The organism is Klebsiella sp. 2-CIP_Kleb., from assembly GCF_050378715.1.
Taxonomy (GTDB): domain Bacteria; phylum Pseudomonadota; class Gammaproteobacteria; order Enterobacterales; family Enterobacteriaceae; genus Klebsiella; species Klebsiella quasipneumoniae.
The window spans coordinates 780044-795463 of the sequence record NZ_JBNRLG010000001.1; the positions used below are offsets into that span (position 1 = coordinate 780044).

Here is a 15420-nt window from a genome sequence, read left to right on the forward strand (position 1 = left end):
TTTTTTCCTTAATTATCAGCCGACGCTATGCTCAAGGCTAATGGCCAGCAATTTTTGCGCCTCTACGGCGAACTCCAGCGGCAGTTCGGAGAAGACGTCTTTACAGAAGCCGTTGACGATCATCGAGATGGCATCGTCTTCGCTGATCCCGCGCTGCAGGCAGTAGAACAGCTGGTCCTCACCGATCCGCGAGGTGGTCGCTTCGTGTTCCAGCTGAGCGCTGTTGTTGCGACATTCGACATAGGGGAAGGTATGCGCCCCACAGTCCGGGCCGATCAGCATTGAATCGCACTGGGTATAGTTGCGGGCATTGGTGGCGGTCGGCATGATTTTGACCAGCCCGCGATAGCTATTCTGGCTGTGTCCGGCGGAGATCCCTTTCGAGATGATGGTCGAGCGGGTGTTCTTGCCGATATGGATCATTTTCGTGCCGGTGTCCGCCTGCTGATGGCCGCTGGTCAGCGCCACCGAAAAGAATTCGCCGATCGAGTTATCGCCGCGCAGGATGCAGCTGGGGTATTTCCAGGTGATGGCCGAGCCGGTTTCCGACTGGGTCCATGACATTTTGCTGTTCTCCCCTTCGCACAGGGCGCGCTTGGTGACAAAGTTGAGGATCCCTCCGGTGTTGTTGTCCCCCGGGAACCAGTTCTGCACCGTGGAGTATTTCACTTCCGCGTCTTTATGGATGATGACCTCCACCACCGCGGCGTGCAGTTGATAGCTGTCGCGCACTGGCGCCGAGCAGCCCTCGATGTAGCTGACGTAGCTGCCTTCATCGGCCACCAGAATGGTGCGTTCAAACTGGCCGGTCTTTTCGGCGTTGATGCGGAAATAGGTCGATAGCTCCATCGGACAGCGGACGCCCTTCGGCACATAGATAAAGGTGCCATCCGAAGCCACCGCGGCGTTCAGCGCGGCAAAGAAGTTGTCATTGCCCGGCACCACGGTCCCCAGATACTTTTTCACCAGTTCCGGATGGTCGTGGATCGCCTCGCCGAAAGAGCAGAAGATGATCCCCTGCTCCGCCAGCTTTTCACGGTAGGTGGTCGCCACCGACACCGAGTCGAATATCGCGTCCACCGCCACCTCGCGCCCTTCGCGCACCGGTACGCCCAGCTGGTTAAAGGCTTCTTCCACCTCGCTGGTCAGAAAGGTGTTGGCCCCGGTCTGCTGCACCGCGCCGGGCTCGGAGGCGCAGGTCTCATCGCAGTTGCCGCAGGAGGGGGCGGAATAGTAGCTGTAATCCTGATAATTCAGCTTATCGTAATGCGCCTTCAGCCAGTGCGGCTCTTCCATCTCCAGCCACGCCCGGTAGGCATTGAGCCGGAACTCCAGCATCCACTGCGGCTCATTGCGGCGGGCGGAGATGGCGCGAACCACTTCTTCATTAATGCCTTTGGCCAGCTCATCGGTCTGCAGGCGAGTGAAAAAGCCCTCTTTATAATTGAGCGGGCCGCCGGTCCAGGTTTTGACATCGTCTGTTGCTTCAGTATTACGCGACATAGTTACTCCGCCTGCACCCCAAAACTTTCGCCGCAGCCGCATTCGTGCTGCGCTTTCGGGTTATGAAATTTAAAGATTTCATTTAATCCTTCCCGGACGTAATCCAGCTCCGTACCATCAATGAACGGCATCGCCTGCAGCGGCGCGTACAGCTTCGCCCCTTCAGATTCAAAGAGCAGATCGTCGGGCGCCGGCTCGGCAATCATTTCGAGCACATAGCCAAAACCGGCGCAGCCGCTGGTTTTAATACCCAGCCGTAGCCCCTTTTTATCCGGTTGCTTGCGCATCAGATCGCGAATATGCGCGGCAGCGGCCGGCGTCATGGTCAGTCCCTGCCAGCTGAAATCGGCGGGATTAAAGGTTCCTGCTTGTACTTCCATCGATAGACCTCCAGGTTGGCGCCATCAAGGCATACCGCCATGTTAGTGATAATGATTATCACTTCAACCCTTCTCCAGCAGGGGTATTGCCCCAATTAGCGCTTTTTATAAGCATAGACCCTTGCCCGGGGATTATCAGGGTGCGCAAGTTGAACCTAATCATATGATTTATAATATTTAATTCTGATATCGTTCTATCACCGCACGCAATGGCAAAGATGTATCGAAAATACCGATTTATGCGATAGCAGCAGACCACCTTCCTGATTAACCTTGTCGTAGAAACCAAAAAAGTGACGGCGTCACTGAGCAGCCATGCGCGCTGAACAGGCGCTGGCCTGCGGAATGAGAAAGCGTAAACAGAAAGCGTCAAGGCGCAACGCTTTCGGCAGGGGCGGTCGCGGCCTGGCGGGGGACGTGGCCGCGATCGGGGGAGATAAACCGCGATAAAGCGGGTAGCCAGGAAGGCTATCGGTTGGCTAAGTTCCTTTTCTCACCAGGCGGGCGGCCTGGACAAAAACTTCATCCTCCACCCCATCCCCCTTCTGTCTGCCCAGCCGCACCAGCTCATCCACGATACTCCCCTGATTAATCTGCTTTTGGGTCGCCACTAAGCTAATGACCGCCGCGCCGATAGCCATGCCAATCAATGCCGTTTGTTCATCTTTATCTTTCATGGTGTCGCTCCGTCTGTCCTCCTCAGAAAGGCTAGCAAAAGATAGCATCTGCTCAATTTCAAAATCACCATCTTTACACCTCCCGGAAAACGCAGGCGCCGAGCTGACCACGCTTCCTTGCTATGGCGATAGCGCAAAACGCTGTCGCACCACATCGGGTCTTTTATTTGGCCCGAATTCACGCTTCGCGGAAATAAATAAAAATAACGCGCGTGCCCAAGGCAAAAAAAAGAAATAACCATTTAAGCGACAAATCCAGTTTATTCCGTTAGGGAATGGCTTGGATGCTAATATTTCATTTCCCCACCGCCTTTTAGAAGCCTATAGTTTTTTTGCCTGCAGAACATCCACTTAGGTTAAAAGACATAAGGATATAATCATGATTGTTTCAGCCCCCAGCGATTATCGCGAAGCCGCTCGTCGCCGTCTGCCACGTTTCCTTTTTGACTATATTGACGGTGGCGCGGTGGCGGAAAATACCATGAACGCTAATGCCGCCGAGCTCGCCTCGGTAGCCCTTCGCCAGCGCGTGCTGTGCGGAGCGGGTGAGCCGACGCTGGCCACCACCATCCTTGATGCCCCATGGGCGATGCCCGTGGCGCTGGGGCCGGTCGGGGCCACCGGAATGTACGCCCGCCGCGGCGAAGTCCAGGCGGCCCGCGCCGCCTCCCGCGCCGGGATCCCTTACACTCTGTCCACCGTGTCGGTCTGCTCCATTGAGGAGGTAGCGAGCCACGCCAGCGGCGCGCTCTGGTCCCAGCTGTACGTACTGAAAGATCGCGGCTATATGCGTAATGCCCTGGAACGCGCCTGGGCTGCCGGCATGAAAACCCTGGTATTCACTGTCGATATGCCGATCCCCGGCTCACGGTATCGCGATAACCGTTCAGGAATGTCCGGGCCGCACGCCACCTTGCGACAGTATCTTCAGGCCTGCACCCACCCGCGCTGGGCAATGAACGTCGGCCTGGCGGGCAGACCCCTGTCGTTCGGTAACATCGAAGCTTATACCGGCCACAAAATGACCATGGATGACTATATGGGGTTCATCAGCAACAACTTCGACCCGTCCATCGCCTGGCACGATCTGGAGTGGATCCGCGACAGCTGGCCAGGAAAGCTGATCATCAAAGGGATCCTCGATGCCGACGATGCGCGCAATGCCGTGCGGCTGGGCGCCGATGGCATTGTGGTCTCCAATCACGGCGGCAGACAGCTCGATGGCGCCATCCCCACCGCCCGGGCGCTGCCGCGGGTGGCGGATGCGGTCGGCGACGATCTGACGGTCCTTGCCGACTCCGGAGTGCGATCCGGCGTGGACGTTATTCGCCTGCTCGCCCTCGGCGCGAAGGGAGTCCTGCTTGGTCGGGCCTATATTTATGCCCTCGCCGCCGCAGGCGAAGCGGGGGTGGCGCACCTGCTGCGCTTATTTGCCGAGGATATGAAGGTCACCATGACCCTCACCGGCGCCACCTCGCCCTCCGCCATCAGCCTCGATTGCCTCGACCGGCTGGAAAAAGATCAACAGCGCAGCCGTGCGGTCCCGGTATCCTTATCTGCCTGACGCAGCCCGGGGCCGGGCCTGACCGCGTGTCCTGGCCCGGTCCGGCAAGGGGGAATTACCCCTGAGGGTCCAGCGCCGGACGTTGCGCTGCGTCAGCCGGTCGCTCGGGGCGGATGCGGAACCCGATCGCATACATGGCCGGCAGGAAGATAAGGGTCATGATGGTTCCCCCCAGCGTCCCGCCAATCAGCGTATAGGCGAGCGTCCCCCAGAAAACCGAATGCGTCAGCGGAATGAACGCCAGGATCGCCGCCAGCGCGGTCAGCAGAACCGGACGGGCTCGCTGCACCGTCGCCTCCACCACCGCGTGGAACGGATCGAGCCCCGCCTGCTGGTTATGGTGGATTTGACCAATCAGGATCAGCGTATTTCGCATCAGGATCCCTGACAGGGCGATCAGGCCCACAAGGGCATTGATGCCAAACGGCTGATTGAACAACAGCAGCGTCGGCACCACGCCAATCAGCCCCAGCGGCGCGGTCAGGAAAACCATGACCATCGCCGACAGGGAACGTACCTGTAGGATAATGATCAGCAGCGTGAGGGCGATCATGATCGGAAATAACGGCACCATTGCCCGGGTGGCTTTGCCTGACTCCTCGATCGACCCCGCCGTCTCGATGCGATACCCCGGCGGCAGGGAGTCGATAATGGGCTGCAGCGGCTTCATCAGCGCGCTGGAGACATCCGGCGGCTGCAGGTTATCTGCGACATCTCCCCGGACGGTAATGGTCGGCGTGCGGTCGCGACGACGGAGCAGGGGTTCTTCCATTCTGACGTCGACTTCACCGATCTGCGACAAAGGAACCCGCTGCCCGCCGCTGCCTACGAGAGTGAAGTCGGCGATTTTCGCCGGGTCCAGACGGATATCGCCCGCCGCGCGGCCGATGACCTGCACCGCGCGAATATCCTCCCGGACGGTGGTAATGGGGATCCCTGACAGCAGGAACTGCAGCTGCTGGGCGACGGCCTGGGAGCTGAGCCCACTCGCCTGCAGCCGGTCCTGATTGAGGCTGAAATGCATCACCGGTACCCGCGACCCCCAGTCGCTATTGACGGTGCGCATCAGCGGACTGGCCTGCAGCACCGCTTTCACCCGATCGGCGATGTCGCGCAGGGTGTGCGGATCGGGCCCCATCACCCGCCAGGCGACTGGATAAGGCGAATAAGGGCCAAAGACCAACTGCGTGACGCGCACCCGCGCCTGCGGCGCAAGGCCATTGGCCACCGCCTCCCGCAGCCGCAGCTTAAGCGCCTCGCGCGAGGCCGGACCGTCGGTCAATACCACCAGCTTGGCAAATGAGGGATCGGGCAATTCCGGAGCCATCGCCAGGTAAAAGCGCGGCGCGCCCTGGCCGATATAGCTGGTGACAATCTTCGCCTCCGGCTGCTGCTGCAGCCAGCGCTCAATATTCGCCGTCGCGGCGCTGGTCTGAATAATCGACGACCCGTAAGGCATCTGCACCTCAACCAGCACTTCCGGGCGATCGGAGGTGGGGAAAAACTGCTTTTTCACCACGCTCATTCCCAGTAACGCCGCCATAAACAGCACCACCACCCCGGCGGTCACGCGCCATTTGCCGGCGATAACCCGGGTCAGCAGCCGGCGGAAGCGCTGATAGCGCGGAGTGTCATACAGCGCGGCGTGGCCTGCCGCCGCGGACTTCCTCTCCGGTAACAGGTGTACGCCCAGCCAGGGGGTAAAAATCACCGCCACGATCCAGGAGGCAATCAGCGCGATACCGACGATCCAGAACACGTTGCTGGCATACTCCCCGGCGGTGGATTGCGCAAACCCGTTGGGCATAAAGCCCACGGCCGTCACCAGGGTACCGGCCAGCATGGGCGCCGCGGTGTGGCTCCAGGCATAGGCGGAGGCTTTGAGGCGGTCATACCCCTCCTCCATTTTGACCACCATCATTTCGATGGCGATAATGGCATCATCCACCAGCAGCCCCAGGGCGAGGATCAGCGAGCCGAGGGTGATGCGGTCGAAGTTTTTGCCGGTGGCGGCCATCACCACAAACACCACGGCCAGGGTGAGCGGCACCGCCGCCGCGACCACCACCCCCACGCGCCAGCCCATGCTGACAAAGCACACCGCCATCACCACCAACAGAGCGACAAAAAATTTGATCATGAACTCATCGACCGCCGCGCTGATATTCACCGACTGATCGGTCACTTTGGCCAACGACATGCCGAGCGGCAGGCTCTGATTGATGCTGTCCGTTTCGGCGTCCAGCGCTTTCCCCAGCGCCAGACCATTCCAGCCCTCGCGCATCACCACCCCCAGCAGCAGCGCCGGTTCGCCCTGATTGCGGATCAGGAAGGTAGCAGGATCTTCATACCCCCGCTCAACCGTAGCGACATCGGCGAGTTTCAGCGTTCTGCCCCCGGCAATAATCGGCGTGTCGCGGATCTGCTGCAGGCGGTCGAACGCCCCGTCGAGGCGGATAAAGATCTGCCCGCCACGGGTCTCAATGGCCCCGGCGGCGGTCAGCACATTCTGATTGTTCAGCGCGGCAAAAATCGCCTCCGGCGAGAGCCCCAGGGTAGCGAGACGGTCATGAGAAAAGGAGAGATAAATGCGCTCCGCCTGTTCGCCGAGAATATTCACTTTTTTCACCCCGGGTACATGCAGCAGCTGCTGGCGCAGGGCTTCAGCGTCACGCACCAGCTGCCGCGGCGGCTCTCCCCGCGCTTTCAGGGCAAAGAGGGCAAAGGTGACATCGGCGAATTCGTCATTCATCATCGGGCCGGAGACGCCGGCAGGCAGGTTATTCGCCTCATCCCCGAGCTTTTTGCGCGCCTGATAAAACTGCTCCGGCACCTCGGAAGGCGGCGTCTGATCCTGCAGCGATAAGGTGATTAACGCCATCCCGGGACGGGTATAGGTCTCGGTGCGATCGTACCACTTCAGCTCCTGGAGCCGTTTTTCCAGCGGCTCGGCGACCTGATCCTGCATCTCCTGCGCGGTGGCGCCCGGCCAGACGGTGATGACCGTCATTTGCTTGACCGTGAAGGGCGGATCTTCCGCCCGCCCGAGCCCGAAGAAGGCCACCAGACCGGCGACCGAGATAAGGATAATTAAAAACAGGGTTACCGACCGCTCGCGGACGGCCAGCGCGGAGAGATTAAAACGCCCGCCGCTCATGGCTGACTCCCGTCGGCATCATGCTCGCGTCGTTCCGCCAGCCGCACCGTCTCGCCCTGGTGCAGAAGATGGGCGCCCAGGGCGACGATGGGCTCCCCGGGCTTCAGCGGGCCGGTCACCCGCGCCGTTTCATCATTCAGGCCGATCACCGTCACCGGTTGCCAGGAGACGGTGGCCAGGCGCGATGCAATGCGCCAGACGCCAGGGCCGTTGCCCGGATCGTAGACCGACGCCAGGGGCACCTCCAGCACCTCGCCTGGCCCCTGGTCGCTGCTGATACGCAGGGTCACGGTTGACCCCAGCGGCGCATTCGCCAGCGCGCCGTTCAGCACATAGCGCGCTTCAAAGGTGCGGGTGGCGGCGTCAGCCGCGTCCGAAAGCAGCCGCAGGGTCGCGGTGACCGGCTGAGATTCGCTGCCATAGCGTGTCGCCAGCGCCTCGCTGCCGACCGCTGGGCGCAGCGTCTCCGGAAGCTGCACCCGCGCTTCGCGCTGCCCTGCCCGCGCCAGGCGGATCACCACCTGCCCGGCGCTGACCACCTGTCCCGGCTCGGCGAGCGTTTCCACCACCACGCCGTCGGCATCCGCCAGCAGTCCGGCATAGTTGGTGGCGTTTTGCGCCACGTTTGCCTGCGCCTTGGCCGCGCTGAGGTCGGCTCTCGCCGCCTCTGCCGTCGCGTTGATCTGGTCGAACTCCGCCGCCGAGACGGCGCCGCTGGCCACCAGGCCGCGATAGCGGGCCAGATCGTTGGCCGCTTTTTTGGCTCGCGCCCGCGCGGCGTCGACCGCCCGCTGTTGGGACTGCGCCTGCAAGGTTAGATCAGCCGGATCCAGGCGCAGCAGCAGTTGACCGCGCCGGACGCTCTGCCCGGTCTCAACCAGCCGGGCAAGGATTTTTCCCGATACCCGGAAGCCGAGATCGCTTTGGGTACGAGCGACCACCACGCCGGTAAAGGCCCGCGAGCTGGCCTCCGCGCGCTCGACGGTCGCCACCCGCACCAGCGGCGGCCGGGTGCGGGGATCGTCATGATCGGCAGGTTCGCCGCAGCCCGCGAGGGCCAGCGGCAGGAGGCAGACGGCAAGATGGACGGCGTTGGGCCTGAGCATGGGTCACCTTAATGAAAAGACCGGTTGGTGACTGCATTCTCAGACTAGTGACCAATAAAGTCAATGGTCACAAATCAGGGGGAGAGACTTCTCAGGATCAGGGAGGCAAGCAGCACCGCCGCGGTGGGCGCGGTGTCGAGATTGTATTGCAGCTGCACCGGGTTGATGAAAGGACACATCACCATATAGACCGCCAGGGTCGCCTCATCCAGCGGGGTTTTGCGCTCGAACTCACCCGCCTGGCGGCCTTCGACCAGGATTTGACCAATCAGCTGCTGCAGATGACCGGCATACTGCTCCGTTGAGGGCCATTTATCGCGCGCCGCGACGGCGGCGATATCGTACAGTTTGCGATCCTCGAAAAACAGTTCACTGCCGGCCTCGGTCAGCGCCCGGAACAGGCGGCGCAGCTTCTCGCTGGCGGAGGGTGCATCGGCGATGGCCTCGCTGACGGCCACCATGATCTTCTCCAGCCGGCTGGCGCAGATTGCCTCGCCAATCGCCTGCTTGGAGTCAAAAAACTTGTAGATATAGGCTTTGGAAAAGCCTATTGCTTTGGCGAGATCGGTGACCGTGGTCTTTTCATAGCCATAGCGACTGAAGTGCGCCATGGCCGCGTCAAGAATCTGGTCCCGAACGCTGTGGTCAACGGGGCCACGGCTTGCTGGGGTGGGGGTATTTTTCGTCATCCATTTAGCTTAATGCGATCGCTATCGTTTGACAACGAGTGACGTTATTATGATTTGGTCACAATAACGCCCCACCCTGCTCACCTCTCTCGCCGCGTTATGCCTCACGCGCCTCATGGTTAATCGCGCCGGCGGGCAGACAGCCCAGGCCTTGCAGCGTCAGATGCACGGCACGATCGAGCGGGGTATGCGGCTCCGCGCCTAAAAAAGCCACCAGCTTATCGTTGCGCAGGCGTACCGGTAGACGCCAGAGATAGTGCATCTCGACCATTTCGCGCAGGGTGGCGTTGAAGGGCGCCGCCAGCTTCACCAGCCACCAGGGAAAGGACTTCACTACCGCCCTGCCGCCATAGCGGGCGACCACCCGCTGGATCGCCTGGCTCATTTCGCTGCCGTCCGGGTCCCAGTGACCCTGCATATGAAAGCGGGCAAACGGCTCAAGCTCATGCCTGCGGGCCAGCAGCGCGGCGATGGTGGCGGCAACGTCGGGCAGCCAGGCCCACTGATGCCCCACGCCGATCGCCCCTGGTAGGCTGATAGTCCGGGGAAGCTGACCTGGCTTGACCAGCCCCTGGGAAAACCAGTTATTTCCGGCGCGCGGACCAAAATAATCGCCCGCCCGGACAATCAACGCCCTGCCGCCGCGCTGCACGTAATCCTCCAGCGCCTGCTCCATTTCCACCCGGATGGCGCCTTTGCGGGTCACCGGCCGTTGCGCGGCCGCTTCGTCAATCAGCGGAAAGGCATCCGGTCCATAGTTGTAGACCGTGCCGGGCAGGACAACTAATGCCCGCTGCTGGGCGGCGGCCTGCAGGGTGTTGCGCAGCATAGGTAATACCTGCTGCCGCCAGTGACGGTAGCCCGGCGGATTGACCGCATGGACGATCACGTCGCAACCGGCAGCCGCCGCCGCCACCTGCCCGGCATCCAGCGCGTCCCCGGCAATCCACTGCATGCCCTCTTCGGGCGCACGAAGCTGAACGCCGCGCTTCAGCGCCCGAACCTGCCAGTTGTCCGCCGCCAGCCGACGCGCCACTTCCCCGCCTATGCCCCCGCTTGCTCCCAAAATCAGGACTTTGCCGCTGCTGTTCATCGTCTTTCCCCGTTCGCTAATGGATGCTTGACAGCCTACCTGCGGCTCATATCAAATGAAATTGCATACCATCATCGAGCGGCTATACATTTTTGTATGAACACCTCTATTCCCTGGGAGTGGTACCGAACCTTTCTCGCCGTCCTGCAGGAAGGCTCTTTATCGGGCGCATCGCGCACCCTGAACATCACTCAGCCGACGGCGGGACGCCATATCGCCGGCCTGGAGGCCGCCCTCGGCCAGGCCTTATTTACCCGCTCGCAAACCGGCCTGCTGGCGACCGACGCGGCGCTGGCGCTGCAGGCGCACGCCGAGACAATGGCCAACACCGCCCGGGCGCTGGAACGCACGGCGGCTAACTTTAGTCGCGACAGCACCGATCTGCGTGGCGTGGTGCGGGTGGCCGCCAGCGAGGTGGTCGGCGCCGAGGTGCTGCCGCCGCTGATTGCCCGGCTCAGGCAAGCGTGCCCGAGTATCGTCATCGAACTGATGCTCTCCAATCGGTTTCAGGATCTGCTTCACCGGGAGGCGGATATCGCGGTGCGGATGGTCGCTCCGCAGCAGGAGCAGCTTATCGCGCGGCGTCTCGGCAGGATCGAGCTTGGGCTGCATGCTACCGATGCCTATCTGACCCGCCAGGGTCGGCCCGCTACGCCTGAGGAGCTTGACGGCCACGCGCTGATTGGTTTCGACAGCGCCACGCCCCTCGTTCGCCGGGCTCTTGAGCGCTATCCCCGTTTTCAGCGCGAGGCCTTCGCGATGCGCACCGATAGCGACCTCGCCCAGCTGAACCTGATCCGCGCCGGGGCAGGGATCGGCATCTGCCAGGCGCCCCTCGCCGACGGCATTATTCCCCTGCAGCGAGTGCTGGCGGCAGACTTTTCTCTGTATCTCGATACCTGGCTGGTGATGCATGAGGACCTGCGCCATAGCCCCGCCTGTAAGCGGGTATTTAATTTCCTCGCCGAGGGGTTGCAGACGTATATTCGCGGCCCTCTGGCGCGCTGACCCACCCGCCTCGCGGGTAATCCCTTCCCTGCTGAAATAGTCACTCATTGACACTGTAAATACGGCATTGTATAAAACCCCGCCCCAATAATGAGTTTCATTTGCATTCCTCCCATTTGCTGGTCATTTACTCGCCTGTTTACAAGGATAGCGTTTAATGAAGAAGGTCCTCTGCGCGTTAGGCTTGATGTTCACCGCCGTCAGTTCCGGGCTGGCAACAACCTACCCCCTGACGATTAAAAACTGTGGCTATCAGGAGACCTTTACCCGGCCGCCGGAGCGCGTGGTCGCGCTGGGGCAAAATACGGTCGAAATCCTGCTGCTGCTTGGGCTGCAAAAGCAGGTGGTGGCCAGCGCCTTCTGGCCGACTACGGTATTACCGCAGCTGGCTGAGCAAAACGCGAAGATTAAAACCCTGACGGTGGAAATCCCGAGTCTGGAATCCGTGCTGGCGCAAAATCCCGATTTCGTTCCCGCCCAGTTGCCGCTGCTGCTGGGGCCGGAAAGCAAAGTCGCCAGGCGTGAAGATCTTGCCACCGTTGGCGTGAACAGCTACGTGTCGCCGGGGATGTGCGCCACCAAAAAGGCTACCGGCGATATGTACGGCAGCCGGCAGAAGCTGTGGGACATGACCTGGCTGTATCAGGAAATTAGCGATTTCGCCCGCATTTTCAACGTTGAAGATCGTGGCCAGGCGCTGATCGCCGATTTCAAAAAACGTGAAGCCGACCTGCGTCAGGAGTTCGGTAAAAGCAAAAAAGATCTCTCCTTCGTCTTCTGGTTCTCCAGCGCCTCGCCATCGGCCGATGCCTATGTCGGCGGTAAAAACAGCGCCTCCGGCTTTATCGCCAACGTGCTGGGCGGTCATAATGCGATAACCTCCGAGACCGAGTGGCCCACGGTGAGCTGGGAGAGCATCATTGCCGCCAACCCGGATGTGATCGTGGTCTCGAGCCTGGATCGTAACCGCTGGGCGCTGGATAAGGCCGAGGAGAAGATTAAATTCCTCAAAAGCGATCCCGCCGTCAGCCAGCTGGAGGCGGTGAAAAAAGGCCATATCGTGGTGATGGACGGCCAGGCGATGAATCCGACCATCCGCACCCTTTACGGCGCGGAGCAGGTGGGCGAACAGCTGAGAAAAATGGGGCTTAACTGATGAGCGCCGCCGTATTGCAGACGCGCCGCAGCATGCTGCTCACCGGCTGGTGTGTCGTCGCCGTGTGCGTGCTGGCGCTGGTGATTGCGGTGGGCGTCAGCGTCGGCGAACTGCCCATCCCGCTGCAGAACGTCTTTTACGCTATCAGCAATAAAACCGGCTTAACCGCGGTGCCTCTCAATCGTATCTCCGAGAGCGTTATCTGGGATTTCCGCCTCAGCCGCGCGCTGGTCGCCGCCTGCTGCGGCGCCGGCCTCGCTATCTGCGGCGCCGTGCTGCAAAGCCTGCTCAAGAACGCCCTCGCGGAACCTTACGTCCTCGGCGTCTCCGCCGGGGCCTCCACCGGCGCGGTATCGATTGTGGTGCTGGGCCTTGGCGCCGGAGCGATCTCCCTCTCCGCCGGGGCGTTTGCCGGAGCCTTCGCCGCCTTCGCCTTTGTTGCCTTTCTGACCAACGGCGCGCGCGGCGGCAATGAGCGCACCATCCTGGCGGGCGTCGCCGCCTCGCAATTATTTAACGCCCTCACGGCCTACACCATCAGCACCTCCGCCAGCGCGCAGCAGGCGCGCGATGTGATGTTCTGGCTGCTGGGCAGCTTCAGCGGCGTCCGCTGGCCCGAATTCCAGCTGGTTCTGGTGGTGGTCCTCGCGGGCCTGGCGGTCTGCCTGTGGTATGCCCGGGCGCTGGACGCGTTCACCTTCGGCGACGATGCCGCCGCTTCGCTGGGCATTGCCGTGCCGCGCGTGCGCCTGATCCTCTTCACCACCGCGGCGGTGATCACTGCCACCATCGTCAGCATGGCCGGCTCGATCGGCTTTGTCGGCCTGGTGGTGCCGCACGTGATGCGCTTCTTCTTTGGCCCGCTGCACCGGACGTTGCTGATCGCCAGCGCGCTGGCGGGGGCGATCCTGATGGTGCTGGCGGACATTGCCTCGCGCCTGCTGATTGCCCCGCAGAGTCTGCCGGTCGGAGTGGTGACCGCCCTGGTTGGGGTGCCTTTCTTTGCCGTGATTATCTACCGCTCAAGGAATAAGTGATGAGTATTTGCGCTGAAAATATCACCTGGAAGGCAGGCAAAAAGATCATCGTCAATAATGTCTCGCTGCGGGTCTCGCGCGGCGAAACGGTGGGTCTGCTGGGCCCCAACGGCTGCGGCAAATCCTCGCTGCTGCGGGTTCTGGCGGGCCTGCGCCGCCCGGATGCGGGTCGCGTCACCCTCGACGGCCACGACATCGCCCGGATGGCGAAAAAGCAGCTCGCCCGCCGGGTGGCGTTCGTCGAGCAACACGGCATGACCGAGGCCAATATGCGGGTGCGCGACGTCGTGCGGCTGGGACGTATTCCGCACCACTCGCCGTTCTCCAACTGGAGCGTTCAGGATGACGAGGCGGTCACCGCCGCGCTGCAGCGGGTGGCGATGCTGGAGAAAAGCGACCAGGGGTGGCTGAGCCTCTCCGGCGGCGAGCGGCAGCGGGTGCATATCGCCCGCGCGCTGGCGCAGAACCCGAGTGAGATCCTGCTGGATGAACCTACCAACCATCTGGATATTCACCATCAGATGCAGCTGATGCAGTTGATCAGCGAGCTGCCGGTGACCAGCATTGTGGCCATTCACGATCTTAACCATGCCGCGATGTTCTGCGATTCGCTGATCGTGATGCAGCAGGGGCAGATCCTCGCCAACGGGACGCCGGAGGAGATTTTGTCCGAAGCGCTGCTGTGGGACGTTTTCCGGGTGAAAACCAAAATCGAGATCTCCCCGTACCACGGTAAAAAGCACATTCATTTCATCGTTTAGGTTGGGCGAGTATGCCTCTCTTCCCCCTGCGCCCTGCCGCGACCCTCTGGCCTCCCGTTTTACTGGGAAGCCAGTTCGTTTTTAATATTGGCTTTTATGCGGTCGTCCCTTTCCTTGCCCTCTTCCTGCGCGACGAGATGCTGCTTTCCGGCGGGCTTATCGGCCTGATCCTCGGGCTGCGCACCTTCTCTCAGCAGGGCATGTTTATCATCGGCGGGACGCTGGCCGACCGCTACGGCGCTAAGGCGATCATCCTCGCCGGCTGCGTGGTCCGCGTTGCCGGCTATCTGCTGCTGGCGTGCGGCACAACGCTGGAGCCGATTATCCTCGGCGCCTGCCTGACGGGCGTCGGCGGGGCGCTGTTTTCCCCGTCGATCGAGGCCCTGCTGGCGCGAACCGGGACCCACAGCCAGGCCAACGGAAAACGCAGCCGCGCAGAGTGGTTTGCGCTGTTTGCGGTGTGCGGTGAGCTGGGGGCGGTTATCGGCCCGGTGGCCGGAGGGTTACTGAGCGGGATCGGCTTTCGGCATATCGCCCTCGCCGGCGCGGGGATATTTCTTCTGGCGCTGCTGGTGCTCTTTTTCTGTCTGCCCGCCGACGGGCAGAGGCCCCAAACGCGCAGCCGGGTTCCGTGGTGGACCCCTTTGCGCCAGCCGCGCTTTGTCGCGTTTATTATTGCTTACAGTTCATGGCTGTTGAGCTACAACCAGCTGTATCTCGCCCTGCCGGTGGAGATCCAACGCGCAGGCGGCCGTGAGCAGGATCTGGCGCCGCTTTTTATGCTGGCCTCGCTGTTGATTATTACCCTACAGCTTCCTCTCGCCCGCTTCGCCCGTCGTATTGGCGCCGTGCGCATTCTGCCGGTGGGCTTTCTGCTGCTGTCGGCTTCCTTCGTCAGCGTGGCGTTATTCGCCGCCTCGCAGCCCGCCGCCGGCTGGCTGCGATTTTTGCCGTCGGCCTGCTTTGTCACACTGCTCACCCTCGGCCAGATGCTGCTGGTGCCCTCAGCCAAGGATCTGATCCCGCTGTTTGCCGAGGAGTCGACGCTGGGCGCCCACTACGGGGCGCTCGCCACTGCGGGTGGGTGCGCGGTGTTAGCCGGGAATTTGCTGCTCGGCCATTTGCTTGACCAGGCGCTCACCCCCTCGCCGCAGGCGGTCTATCCCTGGCTTCTGCTGGCGCTGTTTCCGTTGTCCAGTGCCGTCGCCCTGCGGGCGATCTGCCGCCCGCTGGCGGCAACCTGACGCTGAGCGGGTAACGGCCCGCTCAGGAGGTTAACCGGGAGAAGC

General features: G+C 61.8%; 13 protein-coding genes and 1 pseudogene. 7 read left to right on the plus strand and 7 right to left on the minus strand.

The window, feature by feature from the left end; genetic code table 11:
* Positions 1 to 15: 15 nt before the first annotated feature.
* From sufB to ACQUTP_RS03925, 3 genes are all read right to left on the minus strand, one after another.
* Entirely contained in the window at positions 16 to 1503 is a 1488-nt protein-coding gene (gene sufB / locus ACQUTP_RS03915; RefSeq protein WP_002908877.1) for a Fe-S cluster assembly protein SufB, read from the minus strand.
* 2 nt (positions 1504 to 1505) lie between these two features.
* Positions 1506 to 1883 carry a Fe-S cluster assembly scaffold SufA gene (gene sufA / locus ACQUTP_RS03920; protein ID WP_004203089.1) on the minus strand — a complete coding sequence of 126 codons (378 nt, stop codon included), beginning with the start codon at positions 1881 to 1883 and terminating at the stop codon, positions 1506 to 1508.
* Positions 1884 to 2362: 479 nt separating this feature from the next.
* Positions 2363 to 2560, minus strand: coding sequence for a hypothetical protein (locus ACQUTP_RS03925; RefSeq protein WP_004203090.1), 198 nt, complete (start codon positions 2558 to 2560; stop codon positions 2363 to 2365).
* Between ACQUTP_RS03925 and ACQUTP_RS03930 the strand changes: the two are divergent.
* Positions 2559 to 2651 (plus strand): annotated as a pseudogene (locus ACQUTP_RS03930) (hypothetical protein); the annotation flags it as partial. The gene ACQUTP_RS03925 and the pseudogene ACQUTP_RS03930 overlap by 2 nt on opposite strands.
* A 288-nt stretch (positions 2652 to 2939) precedes the next feature.
* Positions 2940 to 4124, plus strand: a complete 1185-nt coding sequence (gene lldD, locus ACQUTP_RS03935) for an FMN-dependent L-lactate dehydrogenase LldD (RefSeq protein WP_017900850.1) — start codon at positions 2940 to 2942, stop codon at positions 4122 to 4124.
* A 55-nt stretch (positions 4125 to 4179) separates the two neighbouring features.
* Here the strand turns inward: lldD and ACQUTP_RS03940 are convergent, their stop codons facing one another.
* From ACQUTP_RS03940 to ACQUTP_RS03955, 4 genes are all read right to left on the minus strand, one after another.
* On the minus strand, positions 4180 to 7281 hold the full coding sequence (locus tag ACQUTP_RS03940) for an efflux RND transporter permease subunit (RefSeq protein ID WP_080846884.1): 3102 nt from the start codon (positions 7279 to 7281) through the stop codon (positions 4180 to 4182).
* On the minus strand, positions 7278 to 8387 hold the full coding sequence (locus tag ACQUTP_RS03945) for an efflux RND transporter periplasmic adaptor subunit (RefSeq protein WP_080846885.1): 1110 nt from the start codon (positions 8385 to 8387) through the stop codon (positions 7278 to 7280). Before ACQUTP_RS03945 ends, ACQUTP_RS03940 begins: the two co-directional genes overlap by 4 nt.
* Before the next feature lie 74 nt (positions 8388 to 8461).
* Positions 8462 to 9076: a TetR/AcrR family transcriptional regulator gene (locus ACQUTP_RS03950; protein WP_004203096.1), complete on the minus strand. Its 615-nt coding sequence runs from the start codon at positions 9074 to 9076 to the stop codon at positions 8462 to 8464.
* 97 nt (positions 9077 to 9173) lie between these two features.
* Positions 9174 to 10169, minus strand: coding sequence for an NAD-dependent epimerase/dehydratase family protein (locus tag ACQUTP_RS03955; protein ID WP_080846887.1), 996 nt, complete (start codon positions 10167 to 10169; stop codon positions 9174 to 9176).
* A gap of 96 nt (positions 10170 to 10265) precedes the next feature.
* Between ACQUTP_RS03955 and ACQUTP_RS03960 the strand changes: the two genes are divergently transcribed.
* The 5 genes from ACQUTP_RS03960 to ACQUTP_RS03980 all read left to right on the plus strand — a co-directional run bounded on the left by ACQUTP_RS03960 (position 10266) and on the right by ACQUTP_RS03980 (position 15375).
* Positions 10266 to 11177, plus strand: coding sequence for a LysR family transcriptional regulator (locus ACQUTP_RS03960; protein ID WP_004203099.1), 912 nt, complete (start codon positions 10266 to 10268; stop codon positions 11175 to 11177).
* 157 nt (positions 11178 to 11334) lie between these two features.
* Positions 11335 to 12333: an ABC transporter substrate-binding protein gene (locus tag ACQUTP_RS03965; RefSeq protein WP_064189427.1), complete on the plus strand. Its 999-nt coding sequence runs from the start codon at positions 11335 to 11337 to the stop codon at positions 12331 to 12333.
* The gene (locus tag ACQUTP_RS03970; protein ID WP_004203101.1) at positions 12333 to 13370 is read left to right on the plus strand and encodes a FecCD family ABC transporter permease; all 1038 of its coding nucleotides are present in this window, start codon (positions 12333 to 12335) and stop codon (positions 13368 to 13370) included. The genes ACQUTP_RS03965 and ACQUTP_RS03970 overlap by 1 nt, the downstream gene beginning before the upstream one ends.
* Entirely contained in the window at positions 13370 to 14131 is a 762-nt protein-coding gene (locus tag ACQUTP_RS03975) for an ABC transporter ATP-binding protein (protein ID WP_080846889.1), read from the plus strand. The genes ACQUTP_RS03970 and ACQUTP_RS03975 overlap by 1 nt, the downstream gene beginning before the upstream one ends.
* Before the next feature lie 11 nt (positions 14132 to 14142).
* A complete protein-coding gene (locus ACQUTP_RS03980) occupies positions 14143 to 15375 on the plus strand; it encodes an MFS transporter (protein ID WP_285754953.1) in 1233 nt (410 codons plus the stop codon).
* Positions 15376 to 15420 lie beyond the last annotated feature (45 nt).

Excerpts from the sequence above, each read along its gene's own strand:
- ACQUTP_RS03945 (WP_080846885.1), bottom strand. The coding sequence starts at position 8,387 with ATGCTCAGGCCCAACGCCGTCCATCTTGCCGTCTGCCTCCTGCCGCTG.
- ACQUTP_RS03950 (WP_004203096.1), bottom strand. The coding sequence starts at position 9,076 with ATGACGAAAAATACCCCCACCCCAGCAAGCCGTGGCCCCGTTGACCAC.
- ACQUTP_RS03965 (WP_064189427.1), top strand. The coding sequence starts at position 11,335 with ATGAAGAAGGTCCTCTGCGCGTTAGGCTTGATGTTCACCGCCGTCAGT.
- ACQUTP_RS03955 (WP_080846887.1), bottom strand. The coding sequence starts at position 10,169 with ATGAACAGCAGCGGCAAAGTCCTGATTTTGGGAGCAAGCGGGGGCATA.
- ACQUTP_RS03925 (WP_004203090.1), bottom strand. The coding sequence starts at position 2,560 with ATGAAAGATAAAGATGAACAAACGGCATTGATTGGCATGGCTATCGGC.
- ACQUTP_RS03975 (WP_080846889.1), top strand. The coding sequence starts at position 13,370 with ATGAGTATTTGCGCTGAAAATATCACCTGGAAGGCAGGCAAAAAGATC.
- sufA (WP_004203089.1), bottom strand. The coding sequence starts at position 1,883 with ATGGAAGTACAAGCAGGAACCTTTAATCCCGCCGATTTCAGCTGGCAG.
- sufB (WP_002908877.1), bottom strand. The coding sequence starts at position 1,503 with ATGTCGCGTAATACTGAAGCAACAGACGATGTCAAAACCTGGACCGGC.
- ACQUTP_RS03940 (WP_080846884.1), bottom strand. The coding sequence starts at position 7,281 with ATGAGCGGCGGGCGTTTTAATCTCTCCGCGCTGGCCGTCCGCGAGCGG.
- lldD (WP_017900850.1), top strand. The coding sequence starts at position 2,940 with ATGATTGTTTCAGCCCCCAGCGATTATCGCGAAGCCGCTCGTCGCCGT.
- ACQUTP_RS03980 (WP_285754953.1), top strand. The coding sequence starts at position 14,143 with ATGCCTCTCTTCCCCCTGCGCCCTGCCGCGACCCTCTGGCCTCCCGTT.
- ACQUTP_RS03970 (WP_004203101.1), top strand. The coding sequence starts at position 12,333 with ATGAGCGCCGCCGTATTGCAGACGCGCCGCAGCATGCTGCTCACCGGC.
- ACQUTP_RS03960 (WP_004203099.1), top strand. The coding sequence starts at position 10,266 with ATGAACACCTCTATTCCCTGGGAGTGGTACCGAACCTTTCTCGCCGTC.